General features: G+C 72.5%; 14 protein-coding genes and 1 riboswitch. Of the genes, 6 read left to right on the forward strand and 8 right to left on the reverse strand.

Annotation, left to right across the window (positions count from 1 at the left end):
- Window positions 1-259 precede the first annotated feature (259 nt).
- Window positions 260-1,033 (forward strand): D-Ala-D-Ala carboxypeptidase family metallohydrolase, encoded by a 774-nt coding sequence (locus ACWGJ2_RS09285; RefSeq protein WP_453345389.1) that lies wholly within the window; start codon window positions 260-262, stop codon window positions 1,031-1,033.
- A gap of 41 nt (window positions 1,034-1,074) precedes the next feature.
- The gene (locus ACWGJ2_RS09290) at window positions 1,075-1,629 is read left to right on the forward strand and encodes a hypothetical protein (protein ID WP_453345390.1); all 555 of its coding nucleotides are present in this window, start codon (window positions 1,075-1,077) and stop codon (window positions 1,627-1,629) included.
- 60 nt (window positions 1,630-1,689) lie between these two features.
- On the opposite strand, the gene ACWGJ2_RS09295 is transcribed toward ACWGJ2_RS09290, so the two are convergent.
- The 7 genes from ACWGJ2_RS09295 to ACWGJ2_RS09325 all read right to left on the reverse strand — a co-directional run bounded on the left by ACWGJ2_RS09295 (window position 1,690) and on the right by ACWGJ2_RS09325 (window position 11,425).
- Window positions 1,690-2,790, reverse strand: a complete 1,101-nt coding sequence (locus ACWGJ2_RS09295; protein WP_453345508.1) for a ribonucleotide-diphosphate reductase subunit beta — start codon at window positions 2,788-2,790, stop codon at window positions 1,690-1,692.
- Window positions 2,790-5,318 carry a ribonucleoside-diphosphate reductase subunit alpha gene (locus ACWGJ2_RS09300; protein ID WP_453345391.1) on the reverse strand — a complete coding sequence of 843 codons (2,529 nt, stop codon included), beginning with the start codon at window positions 5,316-5,318 and terminating at the stop codon, window positions 2,790-2,792. Before ACWGJ2_RS09300 ends, ACWGJ2_RS09295 begins: the two co-directional genes overlap by 1 nt.
- A gap of 136 nt (window positions 5,319-5,454) precedes the next feature.
- Window positions 5,455-5,595: riboswitch (cobalamin riboswitch) on the reverse strand.
- A gap of 157 nt (window positions 5,596-5,752) precedes the next feature.
- Entirely contained in the window at window positions 5,753-7,453 is a 1,701-nt protein-coding gene (gene mctP / locus ACWGJ2_RS09305) for a monocarboxylate uptake permease MctP (RefSeq protein WP_453345392.1), read from the reverse strand.
- On the reverse strand, window positions 7,450-7,749 hold the full coding sequence (locus ACWGJ2_RS09310; RefSeq protein ID WP_453345393.1) for a DUF3311 domain-containing protein: 300 nt from the start codon (window positions 7,747-7,749) through the stop codon (window positions 7,450-7,452). Before ACWGJ2_RS09310 ends, mctP begins: the two co-directional genes overlap by 4 nt.
- 150 nt (window positions 7,750-7,899) lie before the next feature.
- Window positions 7,900-8,097 carry a YbdD/YjiX family protein gene (locus tag ACWGJ2_RS09315; RefSeq protein WP_453345394.1) on the reverse strand — a complete coding sequence of 66 codons (198 nt, stop codon included), beginning with the start codon at window positions 8,095-8,097 and terminating at the stop codon, window positions 7,900-7,902.
- A gap of 3 nt (window positions 8,098-8,100) precedes the next feature.
- A complete protein-coding gene (locus tag ACWGJ2_RS09320) occupies window positions 8,101-10,308 on the reverse strand; it encodes a carbon starvation CstA family protein (protein WP_453345395.1) in 2,208 nt (735 codons plus the stop codon).
- Between the two features lie 220 nt (window positions 10,309-10,528).
- A complete protein-coding gene (locus tag ACWGJ2_RS09325; RefSeq protein WP_453345396.1) occupies window positions 10,529-11,425 on the reverse strand; it encodes a (2Fe-2S)-binding protein in 897 nt (298 codons plus the stop codon).
- Between the two features lie 277 nt (window positions 11,426-11,702).
- Between ACWGJ2_RS09325 and ACWGJ2_RS09330 the strand changes: the two genes are divergently transcribed.
- From ACWGJ2_RS09330 to ACWGJ2_RS09345, 4 genes are all read left to right on the forward strand, one after another.
- Entirely contained in the window at window positions 11,703-12,929 is a 1,227-nt protein-coding gene (locus ACWGJ2_RS09330) for an ATP-grasp domain-containing protein (RefSeq protein WP_453345509.1), read from the forward strand.
- Window positions 12,926-14,830: an IucA/IucC family protein gene (locus ACWGJ2_RS09335; RefSeq protein WP_453345397.1), complete on the forward strand. Its 1,905-nt coding sequence runs from the start codon at window positions 12,926-12,928 to the stop codon at window positions 14,828-14,830. The genes ACWGJ2_RS09330 and ACWGJ2_RS09335 overlap by 4 nt, the downstream gene beginning before the upstream one ends.
- A gap of 89 nt (window positions 14,831-14,919) precedes the next feature.
- Window positions 14,920-16,803, forward strand: a complete 1,884-nt coding sequence (locus tag ACWGJ2_RS09340) for an IucA/IucC family protein (protein ID WP_453345398.1) — start codon at window positions 14,920-14,922, stop codon at window positions 16,801-16,803.
- Entirely contained in the window at window positions 16,800-18,101 is a 1,302-nt protein-coding gene (locus tag ACWGJ2_RS09345; protein ID WP_453345399.1) for a type III PLP-dependent enzyme, read from the forward strand. The genes ACWGJ2_RS09340 and ACWGJ2_RS09345 overlap by 4 nt, the downstream gene beginning before the upstream one ends.
- A gap of 26 nt (window positions 18,102-18,127) precedes the next feature.
- On the opposite strand, the gene ACWGJ2_RS09350 is transcribed toward ACWGJ2_RS09345, so the two are convergent.
- Window positions 18,128-18,916, reverse strand: a complete 789-nt coding sequence (locus ACWGJ2_RS09350) for a GntR family transcriptional regulator (RefSeq protein ID WP_453345400.1) — start codon at window positions 18,914-18,916, stop codon at window positions 18,128-18,130.
- Between the last annotated feature and the right edge of the window lie 79 nt (window positions 18,917-18,995).

Here is an 18,995-nt window from a genome sequence, read left to right on the forward strand (position 1 = left end):
GCCGTCGACCGTGTGCCGGGTGTCGAGCCGATCCCTGCGTACCGGGAACCGGCCCGGGGCCCTTGTCCGGGCGTTGGTCCGGTCTCTTTCGTGCCGGGCGCCGGCCCGGGTGCCCTGCGGGTGTCGGCGCGCTTCCGAGCCGGCGTCAGCCGGACCCGTACCGCCAGTGGCCTCGTCCAATGGCATTCTCCGCGCGTAGTTGACGGGTCACGCCTGTCACGCCAGTCTCGGATGCCACCCCACAGCGCATGGAGGAACCATGCTCGGACGAATGCCAGGGGCCGTTGCCGGCCTTGTCATGATCGCGGCATCTTTGCTGGTGGGCGGCAGTGCCGCCTCGGCCGCCGCACCCCCGCACGAGCGGGCGGCGCCCGCCGCCACCGTCGCGGACGGCTGCTACACCTGGCCGCGCACCCTCTCCGAGGGCGCCTCGGGCGAGGACGTGCGACAGCTCCAGATCCGCGTCTCCGGCTACCCCGGCAGCGGCTCGGTCCTCGCCGTCGACGGTGCCTTCGGGCCCGCGACCAAGGCGGCGGTCACCCGCTTCCAGCAGGCGTACGGGCTGGCGGCCGACGGAGTCGCCGGGTCCGCGACGTACGCGAAGCTCTACGCGCTCCAGGACGACGACTGCACCCCGGTCCACTTCTCCTACGCGGAGCTGAACAACTGCAACGGCGACTGGAGCGGTGGCGCCGTCAGCGCGGCACAGGCCAAGGCGAACGCGCTGCTCACCATGTGGAAGCTGGAGGCGCTGCGGCACGCGCTCGGTGACCAGTCCATCAGGGTCACCAGCGGCTTCCGGTCCAAGGCGTGCAACGACGCGGTGGGCGGGGCGCCCAGCAGCCGGCACCTCTACGGCGACGCCGCCGACCTGGGCTCGGGGCCGCATTCGCTGTGCACCCTCGCGAAGCAGGCCCGTGCGCACGGGTTCAACGGCATCCTCGGGCCCGGCTATCCGGGGCACGACGACCACACGCACGTCGATCACCGCTCCAGCCGCTACTGGTCGGCGCCCACCTGCGGCGTCTCCTGACGGCCCGGCTCCCCTTCCCCGTACCGAGTGAGAGGACCCCCATGGAACTCCCCCTGAAGAGACGCCTCGTGCGCGGCCTGACCGGAGCGGGCGCGGCCCTCGCGCTCACCGTCGCGGGCGCCGCCGCGGCGACCGCGGCACCCGCCGCGACGGCCACGACGGCGCCCACCTCCGCCTCCGCGCCAGGCGAAGCGCGGCTGCTCGCGAAGCTCACCCACGCGCAGGCCACCAGCAAGTTCCGCGCTGCGGGCATCACCTGGTCGTCCAGCGGCGGCTGCTCCGACCGCAACAACTCCACCTGCACGTCCTTCGACCAGATCAACTCCGCGACGGTCGACGGTGTGATCACGCTCAGGAGTGCCAGCGGCTGCGCGATCAACCTCACAGGCGGCACCGAGACGGGCCACGCCAGCGGCACGTACAGCCACTGGAACGGCTACAAGGTCGACTTCAGCCTCTCCAGTTGCCTGGACAACTACATCACCGGGAACTTCGCCTCCATTGGCGGCTCCAAGTGGAAGTCGGCCTCCGGGAACATCTACTACCGCGAGGGCAACCACTGGGACGTGACGTACTACAACTGCGGGGGCTGCTGACCGGTTCCCGGCGTCCCAGCAGCCCCCGCAGCCCGCCCCTCGGGCCCCTCGGGCCGCCCGTCAGAAGTCGTCGTCGAAGGAGACCGAGCCCTCGACGGCGACCTGGTAGGCCGAGGCGCGCCGTTCGAAGAAGTTGGTCAGCTCCTGGACGTTCTGAAGCTCCATGAAGGAGAACGGGTTCGTGGAGCCGTAGCGGACGGGGAAGCCGAGCCGGGCGAGCCGCTGGTCGGCGACGGCCTCCAGGTAGGCGCGCATGGACTCCGTGTTCATGCCGGGGAGGCCGTCGCCGCACAGGTCGCGGGCGAACTGCAACTCGGCCTCGACCGCCTCCTCCAGCATGGCCGTGACCTGCTTCTCCAGCTCCTCGTCGAAGAGTTCGGGCTCCTCCTGGCGGACGGTGTCCACGACGTCGAAGGCGAAGGACATGTGCATGGTCTCGTCGCGGAACACCCAGTTGGTGCCGGTGGCGAGGCCGTGCAGCAGGCCGCGCGAGCGGAACCAGTAGACGTAGGCGAAGGCACCGTAGAAGAACAGGCCCTCGATGCACGCCGCGAAGCAGATCAGGTTCAGCAGGAAGCGGCGCCGGTCGGCCTTGCTCTCCAGCCGGTCCATCTCCTCCACCGAGTCCATCCAGCGGAAGCAGAACTGGGCCTTCTCGCGGATGGACGGGATGTTCTCGACGGCCGCGAACGCCTCGATCCGCTCGTCCATGTCGGGCAGATAGGTGTCCAGCAGCGTCAGATAGAACTGGACGTGCACGGCCTCCTCGAAGAGCTGCCGCGACAGGTACAGCCGCGCCTCCGGGGAGTTGATGTGCTTGTAGAGGGTCAGCACGAGGTTGTTCGCCACGATGGAGTCGCCGGTCGCGAAGAAGGCGACCAGGCGGCTGATCATGTGCTGTTCGCCTGGCGTGAGCTTGGCGAGGTCGGCGACGTCGGAGTGGAGATCGACCTCCTCCACGGTCCAGGTGTTCTTGATGGCGTCGCGGTAGCGGTCGTAGAAGTGCGGGTAGCGCATCGGGCGCAGCGTCAGCTCGAAGCCCGGGTCGAGCAGGTTCTTCTGCTGTGCGGAGGCCCCGGACGCCGTGGTGGCAGCGGCGGCGGACGTGGCGGGGATTCCGGGGGTTCCGGTGGTTCCGGTGGTCTCGGGTACGGCGGTCATTACTGGCATGCCTCGCAGGACTCGGGGTTTTCCAGGGAGCAGGCGACGGCCTCTTCTGAGAGGCCGCCGGTCTGCTGGGCGGGTACGGGTACGGGCGCGGACGCGGGTGCCGTCGCATCCGTCGCGCCCGTCGCACCCGCCGTGCTGCTCGCCGCGCGCGCGATCCGCGTGGCGGGGCGCGAGCGCAGGTAGTACGTGGTCTTGATGCCGCGCTTCCAGGCGTACGCGTACATCGAGCTGAGCTTGCCGATCGTCGGCGACGCCATGAACAGGTTCAGCGACTGGCTCTGGTCGAGGTACGGCGTGCGCGCCGCCGCCATGTCGATGAGCGCGCGCTGCGGCAGCTCCCACGCCGTGCGGTACAGCTTCCGCACGTCCTCGGGGACCCACGTAAGGCCCTCGACGGAGCCGTTGGACTCGCGCAGCGCCTCCCTGGCGCGGTCGTCCCACAGGCCCTGCCGCTTCAGCTCCTCCACCAGATAGGCGTTGACCTGGAGGAACTCGCCGCTGAGCGTCTCGCGCTTGAAGAGGTTGGAGACCTGGGGCTCGATGCACTCGTAGACGCCGGCGATCGAGGCGATCGTCGCCGTCGGCGCGATGGCCAGCAGCAGCGCGTTGCGCATGCCGGTCTCCGCGATACGGGCGCGCAGCGCCTCCCAGCGCTCGGGCCAGGCCCGCTCGGAGGCGTCCGCGTCCGCGTAGTGGTCCGGGTGCAGCACGCCACGCGCCGTACGGGTCTCGGACCAGGCGGGCAGCGGGCCGTGCCGCTCGGCCAGCGCGGCCGACGCCTCGTAGGCGGCGAGCATGATCCGCTCGGCGATACGGGTGGAGAGCGCGGTGGCCTCGGGCGAGTCGAAGGGCAGCCGCAGCCGGAAGAAGACGTCCTGGAGGCCCATCACGCCCAGGCCGACGGGGCGCCAGCGGGAGTTGGACGTGGCCGCCTGGTCCGTCGGGTAGTAGTTGATGTCCACGACCCGGTCCAGGAAGGTCACGGCCGTGCGGACGGTCGCGTCCAGCTTCTCCCAGTCCATCGCCTCCTCCCAGCCACGGGAGACGTCCCCCAGATGGGCCGCGAGGTTGACGGAGCCGAGGTTGCAGACGGCCGTCTCGCCGTCGTCGGTGACCTCCAGGATCTCGGTGCACAGGTTCGAGGAGTGGACGACGCGGCCCGGCTCGGCCGTCTGGTTGGCGGTGCGGTTGGACGCGTCCTTGAAGGTCATCCAGCCGTTGCCGGTCTGCGCGAGGGTGCGCATCATGCGGGCGTAGAGCTGGCGTGCGGGGACGCGCTTGGCGTAGCGGCCCTCGGCCTCCGCCCTGCGGTAGGCGGCGTCGAACTCGTCGCCCCACAGGTCCACCAGCTCCGGCGCGTCGGAGGGCGAGAGCAGCGACCACTCGGCGTCCGCCTCGACGCGGCGCATGAACTCGTCGGGGATCCAGTGCGCGATGTTGAGGTTGTGGGTGCGGCGGGCCTCCTCGCCCGTGTTGTCCCGCAGCTCCAGGAACTCCTCCAGGTCCGCGTGCCACGTCTCCAGGTAGACGCAGGCCGCGCCCTTGCGCCGTCCGCCCTGGTTCACGGCGGCGACGGAGGAGTCCAGGGTGCGCAGGAACGGGACGATGCCGTTGGAGTGCCCGTTGGTGCCCCGGATCAGCGAGCCCCTGGAGCGGATGCGGGAGAAGGGGATGCCGATGCCGCCCGCGTGCTTCGAGAGGCGCGCCACCTGGTGGTAGCGCTCGTAGAGCGAGTCCAGTTCGTCCAGCGGCGAGTCCAGCAGATAGCAGGAGGACATCTGCGGGTGCCGGGTGCCGGAGTTGAACAGGGTGGGGGACGAGGGCAGATAGGCGAGCGAGCTGGTCAGCCGGTACAGCTCCGCGACCTCGTCCAGCGCCCGCTCCGACGCGTCCTCGGCCAGTCCGCAGGCCACGCGCAGCAGGAAGTGCTGCGGGGTCTCGATGATCTGACGGGATGTCGGGTGGCGCAGCAGATAGCGGGAGTGGACCGTCCGCAGCCCGAAGTAGCCGAAGCGGTCGTCGGCGCCGTCCTCGACGGCCCGCTCGACGAGCGCGTCCAGCCGCTCAGCGTGCGCCCGTACGAACGCGGCCGTGCCGTCCGCGATCAGGCCCTCGCGGTGGCCCGTCGCCACCGAGGCGGAGAAGGAGACCGCGCCCTGCCCGGCGGCCTCTTCGCGCACCGCGAGGGTCAGCAGCCGCGCCGCGAGGCGGGAGTACACCGGCTCCTCGCCGATCAGACCGGCAGCCGCCTCGCAGGCGAGCGAGCGCAACTCGCCCTCGTCGGCGCCCGGCTGGGCCCCGCGCAGCGCGGCGCCCGCGACCCGTCCGGGGTCGGTGCCGGGGAGGTCGGCGGTCAGCTCGGTCAGGGTGCGCAGCAGCGCGGAGCGCTTGGCGGACTCGGCGGGTCCGGCCGCGGTGGCCGGTCCGTTGGGTCCCGCTGCCCCGGCTGCCCCGGCTGATTCGGCTGCCCCGGCTGAGTCGGACTCCGCTTCGACGGGTGCTGCTGGTGCGGTCGTCACTGGACGTGCTCTCCCTCGCTCGGCTGGGGCCGTGCGGGGCGGTGCGCGGGGGCGCGTGCGGGCAGCCCTGACCGTCGCCCGCAGGGGCGGCACGGCACACCACGCAGCGTCCTCCGGCCCAACCCACGAGGCCCGGACGTCATCGATGCTGCCGACAGGTACTCGGACTCGCGGCGGGCTGCGCGTCATGGCACAGATCGGCCCATCGCACACCGTTGCGGGACAGTTCCGGACTCGCACCGGATTCCCCTGCGGCGACAGCGAGCACGAGAATACATGTTGTGCTGGCTTACGCACCCACCCCCATATCTTGTGTCGGTAGGGGGAACGCGCAGCGCCCCGCTGACGCGGAGGCGTCAGCGGGGCGCTGTGGGCCCGGCGGCCGGGCCAGGCGGGTTCGGGGGTGCCGAGGTGATCGCGGGGCGCCCCTGGGGTCAGTGGGCCGCCGTCCTGGCGCCCTCCCCGGAGCCGGCGCCCTCCGTCGTGGCGCCTGCGTCGTTGGCGTCCCCTGTGTCGTCCGCGCCCGTGGGCGGGGGCAGTTCCTCGCGGACGCCGGGGTCGCCCGCGTCCGCCGTGTAGTCGCCGGGGCTCGTCTCGTCGATGCCGTCGGGCGCCTTCACGGCGCGCAGCACGAGGGTCGCGACGACCGTGACGAGGACGTTCAGCACGAAGGCCGTCAGACCGATGTAGCCGATCTCGCCGATGCCGGGGATCGTCGCGTTGCTGCCGCCGAAGTGCTCCTGCGTCGGGCTGGCGACGCCGTACGCGGCGAGCGTGCCGTAGACCATGCCCACGGCCCAGCCCGCCAGCAGGCCCCAGCGGTGGAACCAGCGCGTGAACAGGCCGCCGACCAGCGCGGGGAAGGTCTGGAGGATCCAGATCCCGCCCAGCAACTGGAAGTTGATGGCCACGGTCTTGTCCATGCCCAGGACGAAGACGAGCGCGCCGACCTTCACCAGCAGCGAGACCAGCTTGGAGACCTTGGTCTCCTGCGCCGCCGTGGCGTTCGGACGGAGGAAGTCCTTGTAGATGTTCCGGGTGAAGAGATTCGCGGCTGCGATCGACATGATCGCGGCCGGGACCAGGGCGCCGATGCCGATGGCGGCGAAGGCCACCCCGGCGAACCAGTCCGGGAACATCTCCTCGAACAGCTGCGGCACCGCGAGCTGCCCGTTCTCCACGGTGATCCCCGCCGCGATGGCCATGAAGCCCAGCAGCGCCAGGAAGCCCAGCATCAGCGAGTAGAGCGGCAGGATGGTGGTGTTGCGGCGGATCACCTCGCGGCTGCGGCTGGAGAGCGTCGCGGTGATCGAGTGCGGGTACATGAACAGCGCCAGCGCCGAGCCCAGCGCCAGCGTCCCGTAGGCCCACTGCGCGTTGGGTCCGCTGGCCAGCTCGCCGCGCGGGGCGCCCGTGGCGGGGTTCTCCTCGGCGAAGTAGGCGCCCGCCTTGTCGAAGATCACGTCGAAGCCGCCGAGCTTGATCGGGATGTAGATGATGGCGACGGCGATGACGATGTAGATCAGCGCGTCCTTCACGAACGCGATCAGTGCGGGAGCGCGCAGCCCGGAGGAGTAGGTGTAGGCCGCGAGCACGCCGAACGCGATGAGGATCGGCAGGTCCTTGATGAACCAGTGCGTCGACTCCCCGCCGCCGACGCCCATCACGTCGAGCACCGCCTGGATGCCGACGAGCTGGAGCGCGATGTACGGCATCGTCGCGAGGATGCCCGTCAGCGCCACCGCCAGCGAGAGCCCGCGCGAGCCGAACCTGCCGCGCACGAAGTCCGAGGTCGTCACATAGCCGTGCTTGTGCGAGACGGACCACAGGCGGGGCAGGAAGGTGAAGATCAGCGGGTAGACGAGGATCGTGTACGGGACGGCGAAGAAGCCCGAGGCCCCGGCGGCGTAGATCGCGGCGGGGACGGCCACGAAGGTGTAGGCCGTGTAGAGGTCGCCGCCCAGCAGGAACCAGGTGACCCAGGTACCGAAGCTCCGTCCGCCCAGGCCCCATTCGTCCAGGCTCTGGTCGTTCTCGGCGCGCCGCCAGCGGGCCGCGCGGAAGCCCATGAGGGTCACGGCGGCGAAGAAGAAGAGGAAGACGGCGAGCGCGACGCCGTTGACACCGTCGTTCATCGCTCCGCACCGCCCTCGTGCGCCTCGGCACCGGCGGCGGCATGGGCGTGGGCGCGGCGGGCGCGCTGCTCGCGGCGGACCAGACCGTACGCGACGATCGTCAGCGCGCACGCGATCAGGACCCAGAGCATCTGGTACCAGTAGAAGAACGGGATGCCGATGAGGGTCGGTTCGACCCTCGCGTACGAGCCCACCCAGAGGATCGCGACGAAGGGGGCGAAGAGGCAGAGGCCCGCGACGACACGCGTCGGCGTGACGACGGGCCCTGGCCCGGATCTCTGGGGTGGTGCGGACATGACGCGGCTCTCCTGTCCTCGGATTCCCTGCGGGTCCCGCTGCGGGCCCCTGTATGTGTAATGCGCAGGAAATCTAGGTCAGGTGTTCACGTCATGGAACCTCCTGTCCGGAATACGGACAGGAGGTTCCCTTGTGCAAGTGACGCGGGGTCAGCAGCAGCGGAAGCCCTGACGGGGGTCGCCGTCCCTGGCGTCCGTGCGCTCCCGCTCGAAGTCGCGCCTGCTGGGCACCTCGGCCGCCGGGTCGTGGGCGCGCAGATGGGCGACGTAGCGGTCGTACGCGCTCTCGTCCGTCAGCTCACGCATGTACCAGCGCACCCAGCGCGCGCCCCGCAGCAGCGTCCGCACGGCTCACTCCTCCCGTCCCGTACGGGCACCGGCACCGCTCCCGCCACCGGCACCGGACCCGCCGTCGCCGGCGCCGGAGCCACCGTCCGCGCCCACAGCGGCCAGTTCCGCCTTCTCCTCCTTGGTGGGGATCAGCCCGGCCGGTGCCACGATCTTCGACGCGCGGTACTCCGCCTCGTGCAGCGTCGCCCCGCCCGGCGCCCGCATCGCCTTGACGCAGGTGCGGGCCGCGTCGGCGATCACCACGACGACCAGCAGCGCGAACAGCGCGGCCAGGACGCCGTCCACCGTGGAGTTGGTGACGACGGTCCGCATGTCATCGATGCTCTTGGCGGGCGCCAGTACCTCGCCCTTGTCGATGGCCGCCTGGTAGACCGAGCGCTGCTCGAAGAAGCCGACGCGGGGGTCGGAGGAGAAGACCTTCTGCCAGCTCGCGGTCAGCGTCACCACCGCGTCCCAGACCAGCGGCACGCCCGTGACCCAGGCCCACTTGAGCCTGCCGGACTTGATGAGCAGCGTCGTGGCCACCGCGAGCGCGACGGCGGCCAGCAGCTGGTTGGCGATCCCGAACAGCGGGAAGAGCTGGTTGATCCCGCCCAGCGGCTCATGCACGCCGACCCACAGGAAGTAGCCCCACAGGGCGACGACGATGCCGCTCGTCAGCCACAGCCCTGGCTGCCAGCTCACGTTGCGGAAGGGCTTGTAGACGTTGCCCAGGGTGTCCTGGAGCATGAAGCGGCCCACCCGGGTGCCCGCGTCGAGCGCGGTGAGGATGAACAGCGCCTCGAACATGATCGCGAAGTGGTACCAGAACGCCTTCATCCCGGCCCCGCCGATGACCTGGGAGAAGATCTCCGAGACGCCGACGGCGAGCGTGGGAGCACCGCCCGTGCGGGAGAGCAGCGACTGCTCCTCGACGGCCTTGGCAGCGGCGGCGAGCTGGTCCGGCGAGATCGAGTAGCCGAGCCCCGCGACGGCCTGCGAGGCCGACTGGACGCTGTCCCCGATGACGCCGGCGGGCGCGTTCATCGCGAAGTAGAGGCCGGGGTCGATGATGCTGGCGGCGACCATCGCCATGACCGCGACGAACGACTCCATCAGCATGGAGCCGTAGCCGATCATCCGGATCTGCGTCTCCTTCTGGATCATCTTCGGGGTGGTGCCCGACGAGATCAGCGCGTGGAAGCCGGAGAGCGCTCCGCAGGCGATGGTGATGAAGACGAAGGGGAACAGGGACCCGGCGAAGACCGGTCCGTCGCCCCGCGTGGCGAAGTCGGTGACCGCGTCCATCTTCATCGTCGGCAGGGCGACGACGACGCCGATCGCGAGGAGCCCGATGGTGCCGATCTTCATGAAGGTGGAGAGGTAGTCGCGCGGCGCCAGCAGCATCCAGACGGGCAGCACGGACGCGATGAACCCGTAGACCAGCATCCAGATGACCAGCGTGGACGGCGCGAGCGTGAAGGTGTCGGCCCAGGACGACTCCGCGACCCAGCTCCCCGCGACGATGGCGAGCAGCAGCAGCGCGACGCCGATCAGCGAGACCTCGCTGACCCTGCCGGGGCGCAGGATGCGCAGGTAGACGCCCATGAAGAGCGCGATGGGGATGGTCATCGCGATGGAGAAGGTGCCCCAGGGGGACTCGGCCAGCGCGTTGACCACGACCAGGGCCAGCACGGCGAGCAGGATGATCATGATGGCGAAGACCGCGATCAGCGCGGCTGCCCCGCCGACCGGGCCGATCTCCTCGCGGGCCATCTGGCCCAGCGACTTGCCGTCGCGGCGCATCGAGAAGAAGAGGACGACCATGTCCTGGACGGCGCCCGCGAAGATCACCCCCGCGATGATCCAGATGGTGCCCGGCAGATAGCCCATCTGGGCCGCGAGCACGGGCCCCACGAGCGGCCCCGCGCCCGCGATGGCCGCGAAGTGGTGCCCGAGCAGCACGCGGCGGTCGGTGGGGTGGTAGTCGATGCCGTTGTCGAGCCGTTCCGCTGGGGTGGCGCGCGTCTTGTCGACCTTCAGCACGCGGCGCACGATGAAGCGCGCGTAGAAGCGGTACGCGATGGCGTACGAGCCGAGGGCCGCCGCCACCATCCAGGCGGCGGACACCTCCTCGCCCCGCGCCAGCGCGAGCACGGACCACGCGCCCGCGCCGATCAGCGCGACGGCGGTCCAGATGACGATGGTTCTGGGACTGGCGGTGCGCATCGGCTCGCCCTCCGATACCCGAGATCATTGCGATGTCGGAAGGAACGTAGGGCAGTTCACGTGAGCTGCGCCATACCGGTGCGGTAACGCTGCGGGTCGGGTGTCAGACGGTCGTCAGGGTGGTGTCAGACGGTCGTCAGGGACGGCGGGCACGGACGGGCACGGGCGCGGGGTGGGGGCCCGATGCGGGGTGATGCCGGGTCGCCGCGTGGCGCGGAGGTCAGCTCTCCAGCCTGCGCAGGCGTTCCGCGTCGCAGGTGCGGGGGCAGGTGGCGCACGCCTCGTCGGGGCGCACGGTGTAGTGCAGGCAGCAGCCGATGCGGGTGCGGGTGGGGTACGAGCGTCCGTCGCGGCCCGTCAGCCGCCGGAATGCGGCGCCTCCGGGAAAGGGGGACACCGCGCCGGGCAGCACCTCGTCGGCCGCGCGTACGGCCCGTTCCTCCTGGCCGAGCACGCGGCCGAGGTACCAGATCCCGGAGACCAGGTCGTCCGCGACCATGCCCCACAGGGCGCGGGGGCCGCGCCGGGTCAGCGGGCCGACGGCCGCCAGCAGGGGGCGCAGATGGTCGGCGACGGCGGCCCGCAGCTCCGCGCGCAGTGCCTCCTCGTCGACGACGACCCGCGCCCCCGGCAGTTCGGCAGCGGCGGCGGGGTCGTCGGCGAGACAGGCGAAGCCGGTGCCGGGGACGACCTCCAGGGCTCCGGTCGTCAGATCGAGGCGGACGTCGCGGGTCCTGATACGCGGAACCCTGCGCTCCATGTACCAGGCGCCGCTCATCAGCAGCGCGACCGACCAGGCGTAGCCGTGCAGCGCCCGCGAGGCGGCGACGTCGGGCCGCGCCGTGTGCGCGAAGCGGTCGTGGATACGGGTGGCCTCCGCGCCCGTGAACGCCGCCAGCGTCCCGGTGTCCGTGGTCAGTTCCTCGCCGTCGGTCCAGTTGTGGGGGAGGGGGACGGGGTGGGCGGCGTCGGCGGCGGAAGCGGGTTCGGCGACGTGGACGTCGAGCGCCTCGCAGCGGGCGGTGAGACGGCGGTAGGTCAGGGCGAGCAGGCCCGGGGTGCCGCTCGTGAAGGGGTGGATCTCGGGTGTGCTCCGGGTCCCCGGGGCGGTGGTCATCGGTACTCCTGGTGGATCAAGATAGGGGTCAGGACAGGGATCAGGTGTGGATCAAGACGGAGGCGCAGGGCGGGAGTTGAGAAGGTAAGGCTAACCTTAGTCGCATGATCGGCAAGGCTCTGCCACGCATTCCGCCGCGTGTCGGGGCGTGCACAGGGAAGGATTTGCAGGCTTAGGTTTGCCTAACCTAATGTCCGGTTCCGTGTCCAGGACCGAAAGCGCGGCGCGAGCCGTACGGGACGCTCACGGCTGCCCCGAACCAGAAGGGGCGCAGCGCGTGCGGCTCTACCTCCTCGCCCTCAACCCCACCGACTCGGTCTCCCACGGCTTCCTTCCGGCGGCCCGGCGCCTCGGGCTCCGGGTCACCGTGCTCACCGACCAGCCCGCCGCGCACCGGGCGGCGGGGGCCGACGAGGAGGGGGAGGGGGAGGGCGAGGTGGAGGTGCTGGAGTGCGACGTACGCGACGTCCACGCCGTGATCACCCGGATCTCCACGCACCACACCCCCGACGCCGTCTTCAGCAACAGCGACCACCTCCAGACGCAGACAGCCCTCGCCGCCGCCTACTTCGGCCTCACGGGCAAGGACTGGCGCGCCGCGCTGCGCACCAAGGACAAGGCACTGATGCGCCGCCGCCTCGCGGAGACGGGCGCCGACACGGTGTGGTCCGCCGAACTCGCCGCAGGCCAGGACCCCGGGGAGCTGCGGACCCTGCCCGTCCCGTACCCCTGTGTGCTCAAGCCGCGCGAGGGCGTGGCCAGCGAGGACGTCGTACGCGCCGAGGAACTCGGCGAACTGGTGCGGCAGGCGCGGGGGATACGGGCGCGGCGGGGGGACGTGGCACTGGTCGTCGAGGAGTATCTCGACGGGGAGCTGTACACGCTGGAGACCCTGGGCGACGAGGGCGGCATCCGGCACGTCCTGGGCGGCTTCCACAGCGAGCTGTCCCCGCCGCCGCACTTCATCGAGCTGGGGCACACCTACGTGCCCGCGCATCCGGAGGACATCACCCGTCAGGTGCTGGCCCAGTTGGCCGCGCTCGGCGTCGGGTTAGGCGCCTGCCACACCGAGTTCGTCGTACGGGAAGGGCGGGCGCGCCTCATCGAGGTCAACTACCGGGCCATCGGCGACCAGTGCGATCTGCTGCTCGCCCGGATGCTGGGCATCCCGCTCTTCGAGCACATCCTGCGCACGCACCTGGGCGAGCCACTGGCCGCCGATCTCGGCGCACGGGAGAACGTCCGCGCCCGGGTCGTCTTCCCGCTCGCCGACCGCGCCGGAACGCTCGTCTCCGCGCCCGAGGCCGCCGAGCTGGAAGCGGACGGGGTACGGCTCGCCTACCGCCCCCTGCGCGCGACGGGCGAACGCCACGAGCTGTACCGCACCAACCGCGACTTCCTCGGCGTCGTCCGCGCCTACGGCACCGAAGGCACGGACCAGGCCACGGTCGACCGCGCGGTGGACGCCTTCCTCGCGGCACGCAGCTGGGAGATCGCCCCGTGAGCGCGACGCACCCGTCCGTACGGGGAGACGTGGCCGGCGCCGCTGCGCTCGAGGCCGAAGCGGAACTGCTGCTCCAGGTGCTCGACGCGCTGCTGCGCGAGGACGTGGCGGGACTGCGCACCCGCTCCCGCACCGTGCGCCGCGACGACGGCACATGGCTGCGCCTCGACGCGGGGGAGGGGCGCGGTGCGCTGCTGCTGCCCGTCGCCGAGGACGGGTTCCAGTGCGAGTGGCGGGCCCGGCGCCCGCTGCTGCTGCGCGAGGGCGGGCGTTCGCGCGATGACGGTGCGGGGGGCGACGCGCTCCTCACGTCCACCGACGAGGTCATCGGCGCGCTGCGCGAGCTCGCGGAGCCGCAGGACGCGCCCGGCTACGACGACTTCGCCGCCGAGTGCCGCGAAGCCCGTACGGCCGTGCGCCTCCATGCGCGTACGCGGCGGCGCGTGCTCGACGGGCTCGCGGCACGCTACGGCGACGATCCCGCGCACTGGACAGGGCTCGCCGCGGGGCTGGCCCACGACACGCTCGCGGCCCGCACCGACCACCCCGTCTACCCGACGGGCCGCGCCCGCACCGGGCTCGGTGCGGACGAACTCCGCGCCTACGCGCCCGAGTTCCACCCCCGCTTCACGCTGCGCTGGCTCGCCGTACCCCGCGAGGCGGTCACCCTGGCTGGCACCCCTGCCCCGGGCGCGGCCACGGGCACGGGGCGCTGGCCTGGCCCCGCCGCGCTCGGGCTGCCCGAGCTGGAAGGCACACACCTGGCCCTCCCCGTCCACCCCCTCACGGCGGGTGCCCCGCTGCGCGAGGCCCTGCGCGCCACGGGCCTGGCGGGGCGTGCCAGGCTCGCCCCGCACGGCTGCGTGGAGGTCGCGCCGACGCTGTCCATGCGTACCGTCGCCCTCGCCGCAGACCCGGCGCTGCACCTCAAGCTGCCGCTCGCCACCGCGACCCTGGGGTTGCGCAACCGTCGCACCATCAAGCCCGGCACGCTCGCCGACGGCGCCGCCGTCCAGCGGCTGCTCGCCGAGGTGACCGCGCGCGAGCCCCGGTTCCGTGACACGGTGCTGCACGCCGACGAGCGCGCCTACGCGCACGCGGGCCACGAACTGCTCGCCGCCCTCGTCCGCCGCTACCCGACGGGGCTCGACGGCTGCGTCGTCGCGCCCCTCGCCGCGCTGCTGAGCGAGGAGCCCGGGGGAGGGCTGCTGCTGGAGCGGCTCGCTGACCGCTTCTACGGCGGCGACCCGCTCGCCCTCCTCGACGCGCTCCTCACTCTCCTCCTCGACTGGCAGACCACGCTGCTGGGCTATGGCATCGCGCTGGAGTCCCACCAGCAGAACGTGTCCCTCGTCCTGGACCGCACGGAGCACGCGGACGGTACGGACCGTACGGGCAGCGCGGCGACCCGGCTGCGGCTGCTGTTCAAGGACAACGACGGGCCCCGTATCCACGCGGCGCGCCTGCGCGCCACCCTCGGCACCGCGACCGCCCCCGCACCCGCCACCCCCTTCGCGGACGCGCGCATCCTCACCCGCGACGATCGCCCCGTCATGGACCTGTTCACCACGATCACGCTCCATCTGTGCGCGGGCGCCTACGCGTTCGGGCTGGAGCGGAGCGGGCGCCCGGTGCGGGAGGCGGTGCTCGGGCTGGTGCGCGAGCGGCTCGCCGAGGCGGCGGTACGGCTGGGCACGGGGCCGGGCGAACCGGGTGCCGCGCTGCGCGCCCGCGTGCTGGACGCGCCCGCGCTGCCCGTCAAGGCCATGGTCTCGGCGGGGACGCTGCTGACCAAGGAGCGCTCGGGCGCGGCCGACATCAACAAGCACTACACCTCGGGCCCCAACTATCTGCGCCCTGCCGCCCCGTCGGACGGCCCCCCTTCGCCCGGCACCCGGTGACCCGGGCACCCACCGCCCCCGTACGACCCACGACCCACGACCCCCTCACCTCCCCGCTTCCTCCGCACCCGCACCCGCAGGAGCCGTCGATGCAGTCCGCCACCTCACTCGGCGCCGCCCACGACCACCACCACCCCGACCTCGCGGAACCCCCCGATCTCTCCGGCCGCCCCGGCCTCCCCGAGCCCGCTTCGGCCGCGCCGCGCGGGCTGCCCACCGCCGACGAGGCCGTCGCCCACACCCTGCTCAACTGCCTGCTGCGCGAGGTGTCGGGCCCCGAGCGCCAGACCGCCGTGCGCGGGGGACGGCTGCTGGTGCGGCTGCCGCGTCGCGGGGTGCTGCTGCGGGTGGGGCTGCGGCGTACGTCACTGCTCGGCGCGCACCGCTTCACGGGCCCCGTGGCCGAGCGGTGCGACGGCGGCTGGGCCGAGGTGGGCTGGCGTCGGCTCGCGGAGTACGCGCACGACGAGCTGTTCCTCCGTACGGGGCTGCGCAACGACGAGTTCGGCGAGCAGATCGCCTCCAGCCACCGGGGCGTCACGGCCGCGCTCGCCACCCGTACCCTCGAAGCCGCCCCGCACACCGCGCAGCGCCCGGACGACGCGTCCGATCCCGTCGACGCGCGCTACCTGGACTCCGAGCGCTCCCTCCTCCTCGGCCACCGCTTCCACCCCACCCCCAAGGCCCGCTCAGGCGACGCGCGCTCCTGGTCCGCCTACGCGCCCGAGGCCGGGGCTTCCTTCCCGCTGCGCCTGTTCGCCGTACGGGCCGGTCTGGCCGCGGAGGAGACGGCCGTCCCCGGTGCGGCGGCGCCGCTGGACCGGCTTCGCGGAGACGTACCGGACGGCTACGTACCGCTGCCCGCGCACCCCTGGCAGTACGAGCTGCTGCGGGAGCACCCCGGCCTGCGCGCGGCGCTGGAGCGCGGCGACGTCCTGGACCTGGGCACCGGCGGGCGGCCCTTCGCGCCCACCGCCTCCGTGCGCACGCTCTACGACGGCGAGACCTTCCTGAAGTTCAGCCTCAACGTGCGGATCACCAACTGTCTGCGCAAGAACTCCCGCTACGAGCTGTCCGGCGCCGTCGCGCTCACCCGGCTGCTGGAGCCCGCGCTGACGGAACTGGCCGCCCGCTTCCCCGCGGCGGCCGTCCTGCGCGAGCCCGCCTACCGCAGCCTCGCGCTCCCCGCCCCCGGAGCCGCCGACGGCACCACTGGCCGCGGCGAACCCGACCGCGCGCTGCTGGAGGGCTTCGGCGTCATCGTCCGCGAGGGCCTGCGGCAACGGCTCCTGCCCGGCACCACACCGCTGCTCGCCGCAGCCGTGGCCGACGAGTACCCGACGGGCCCGGCGCACGCCTCGCGACTGCTGGCGGGCGCTGGACCGCGCGCCGTGCTGGACTGGTGGAGCGCCTATCTGCGGCTGCTCGTCCCGCCCGTGCTCGCCGCCTACTTCGACCACGGCGTCGTCCTCGAACCCCACCTCCAGAACGTGCTGCTCTGCGTCGACGCGGACGGCGGACCTGTACAGGTGCTCTTCCGCGACCTGGAGGGCACCAAGCTGCTCCCCGGGCACCACGCCGAGGCGCTCGCCGCACTCCCCGCCGAGGTGGCGGAGCCGATGACGTACGAGGCACAGCGCGGCTGGGACCGCGTCGTCTACTGCCTGCTGGTCAACCACATATCCGAACTGCTCGCCGTGCTCGCCGATCTGCACCCCCGCCAGGAGGCGGCGCTGTGGGGCCGCGTCCGCGCCGTGCTGCGCGATTACGCGCGCCAGTACGGCTGTCCGCCCCAACTGAGCGCGCTGCTCGCGGGCGTACCGCTGCCCGCGAAGGCCAACCTCCTCACGCGCTGGGAGCGCAGGGCCGACCGCGAGGCGGGCTATGTGCGCCTGCCCTCGCCGCTGGCGGGCAAGGCCCTGTCCGGGGCTCCGTCCGGCACGGCCCGCACCGACCCCTGGAGCGACCGATGACCCCGCCCGAGCCCGCACCCGTACCCCGTACCGTCGAGCCCGCGTCCTCCCTCCCCCTCCCCGCCACGGTCACAGGGCGCCTCCGCTCGCTGGGCCCTGACGGGCTGCCCGCCTACCTCTACGACCTGGCCGCGCTGCGCGCGCACGCGTCGGCCGTACGGGCTGCGCTGCCCGAGCGCGTCGAGCTGTACTACGCGGCCAAGGCCAACCCCGAGGCCCGCCTCCTCGCCGCCCTGGCCCCCGCCACCGACGGCTTCGAGGTCTCCTCGGGCGGCGAACTGGCCCACGTACGCGCGGCCGTCCCCGGCGCCCCGCTCGCCTTCGGCGGCCCCGGCAAGACACCGGCCGAGCTGCACGCCGCGCTGGAGGCGGGCGTCGAGCGCTTCCACGTCGAGAGCGAGCACGAGCTGCGCGTGCTGGGGGAGCTGTCCGCGCTGCTGCCGCAGGGCCGCGAGGTGGCGGTGCTGCTGCGCGCCAACCTGCCGATGCCCGCCGCCGGTCTTGCGGGCAGCGCGCTCGCGATGGGCGGAGGGCCCACCCCGTTCGGTCTCGACCCCGACGGCCTCGCGAGCTGTCTGCGGCTGCTGGCCGAGGGCCGCTGGCCCCGGCTGTCGCCGCGCGGCCTCCACGCCCACCTGGCTAGCGGGCTCGACGCGACGGCGCTGCTCGCGGTCGCCGCGCACATCGTGGCCCGCGCCGAGGAGCTGACGGCCGCGTACGGCGTCGCGCTGATCGAGGTGAACGTGGGCGGCGGCATGGCCGTCGACTACGGCGACCCCGCGGCCCGCTTCGACTGGGCCGCCTACGGCGCAGGGCTCGCCCGCCTCCTCGCGGACCGCCCCGGGCTGGTGCTGCGCGTGGAGCCGGGGCGCGCGCTGAGCGCGTACTGCGGCTACTACGCGACGGAGGTGCTGGACGTGAAGGCCAGCCACGGCGAGGAGTTCGCGGTACTGCGCGGCGGCACCCACCATCTGCGCACCCCGGCGGCCAAGGGCCACGACCAGCCGTGCGCCGTCGTCCCCGTCGACCCGTGGCCGCACCCCTGGCCGCGCGGGGCGCTCGCGGGGGAGCGGGCCGGTCTCGTGGGGCAGTTGTGCACGCCGAAGGACGTGCTGGCCCGCGCGGCGCGGGTGGGGCCGCTGCGGACGGGGGACCGGGTCGTGTTCGGGATGGCGGGCGCGTACGCCTGGAACATCTCGCACCACGGCTTCCTGATGCACCCGGCCCCGGCCTTCCACTTCCTGGACGGGGACGTCAGCGGGGACGGGGACGTCAGCGGCGGCGGGGACGGGGCCTGACCTTGGCCGGGCCCGTCCCCGGCCGTTCAGGGCGCCGGGCGCTTGAGGTTGGCGACGAACTTGTAGCGGTCGCCCCGGTACACCGAGCGCACCCACTCCACCGGCTCGCCGTCCGTGTCCAGCGAGTGCCGGGACAGCATCAGCATCGGCAGCCCGACATCGGTGCCGAGCAGCCCGGCCTCGCGCGGGGTGGCCAGGGAGGTCTCGATCGTCTCCTCGGCCTCCACCAGGTGCACGCCGTAGACCTCGGCCAGCGCGGTGTAGAGGGAGGTGTACTTCACCAGGCTGCGGCGCAGCGCGGGGAAGCGCTTCTGCGAGAGGTGGGTGGTCTCTATGGCCATCGGCTCGCCGCTCGCGAGCCGCAGCCGCTCGATGCGCAGCACGCGCCCGCCCGTCGGGATGTCGAGCAGCACGGCGAGCCTGTCGTCGGCGGTGACGTAGCCGATGTCGAGGAGCTGCGAGGTGGGTTCGAGGCCCTGGGCCCGCATGTCCTCGGTGTACGAGGTGAGTTGCAGCGCCTGGGAGACCTTGGGCTTGGCGACGAAGGTGCCCTTGCCCTGGATGCGCTCAAGTCGGCCCTCCACGACGAGTTCCTGGAGCGCCTGGCGCACGGTCGTGCGCGAGGTGTCGAACTCGCTCGCCAGGGTGCGCTCGGGAGGGACCGGGGTGCCCGGGGGCATGGTTTCGGTCATTTCCAGCAAGTGCCGCTTCAGCCGGTAATACTTGGGGACGCGCGCGGTGCGCGTGCCGCCGTTGCCGTTCGCGGGTTCCGCCTCCCCCGCCGCGCCCTGCGCCGCGCCCCCGTCGCTGCTCATGGCACGCCTTCCCGAGTCGTGTCGTGCTGCCGTCACCGGCTTCCTCCGTGTACGTAGGGCCACATCGTGGCACGCGCGC

This window comes from Streptomyces sp. NPDC054796 (assembly GCF_053611545.1).

Excerpts from the sequence above, each read along its gene's own strand:
- ACWGJ2_RS09285 (WP_453345389.1), top strand. The coding sequence starts at position 260 with ATGCTCGGACGAATGCCAGGGGCCGTTGCCGGCCTTGTCATGATCGCG.
- ACWGJ2_RS09290 (WP_453345390.1), top strand. The coding sequence starts at position 1,075 with ATGGAACTCCCCCTGAAGAGACGCCTCGTGCGCGGCCTGACCGGAGCG.
- ACWGJ2_RS09295 (WP_453345508.1), bottom strand. The coding sequence starts at position 2,790 with ATGACCGCCGTACCCGAGACCACCGGAACCACCGGAACCCCCGGAATC.
- mctP (WP_453345392.1), bottom strand. The coding sequence starts at position 7,453 with ATGAACGACGGTGTCAACGGCGTCGCGCTCGCCGTCTTCCTCTTCTTC.
- ACWGJ2_RS09310 (WP_453345393.1), bottom strand. The coding sequence starts at position 7,749 with ATGTCCGCACCACCCCAGAGATCCGGGCCAGGGCCCGTCGTCACGCCG.
- ACWGJ2_RS09320 (WP_453345395.1), bottom strand. The coding sequence starts at position 10,308 with ATGCGCACCGCCAGTCCCAGAACCATCGTCATCTGGACCGCCGTCGCG.
- ACWGJ2_RS09325 (WP_453345396.1), bottom strand. The coding sequence starts at position 11,425 with ATGACCACCGCCCCGGGGACCCGGAGCACACCCGAGATCCACCCCTTC.
- ACWGJ2_RS09340 (WP_453345398.1), top strand. The coding sequence starts at position 14,920 with ATGCAGTCCGCCACCTCACTCGGCGCCGCCCACGACCACCACCACCCC.
- ACWGJ2_RS09345 (WP_453345399.1), top strand. The coding sequence starts at position 16,800 with ATGACCCCGCCCGAGCCCGCACCCGTACCCCGTACCGTCGAGCCCGCG.
- ACWGJ2_RS09350 (WP_453345400.1), bottom strand. The coding sequence starts at position 18,916 with ATGAGCAGCGACGGGGGCGCGGCGCAGGGCGCGGCGGGGGAGGCGGAA.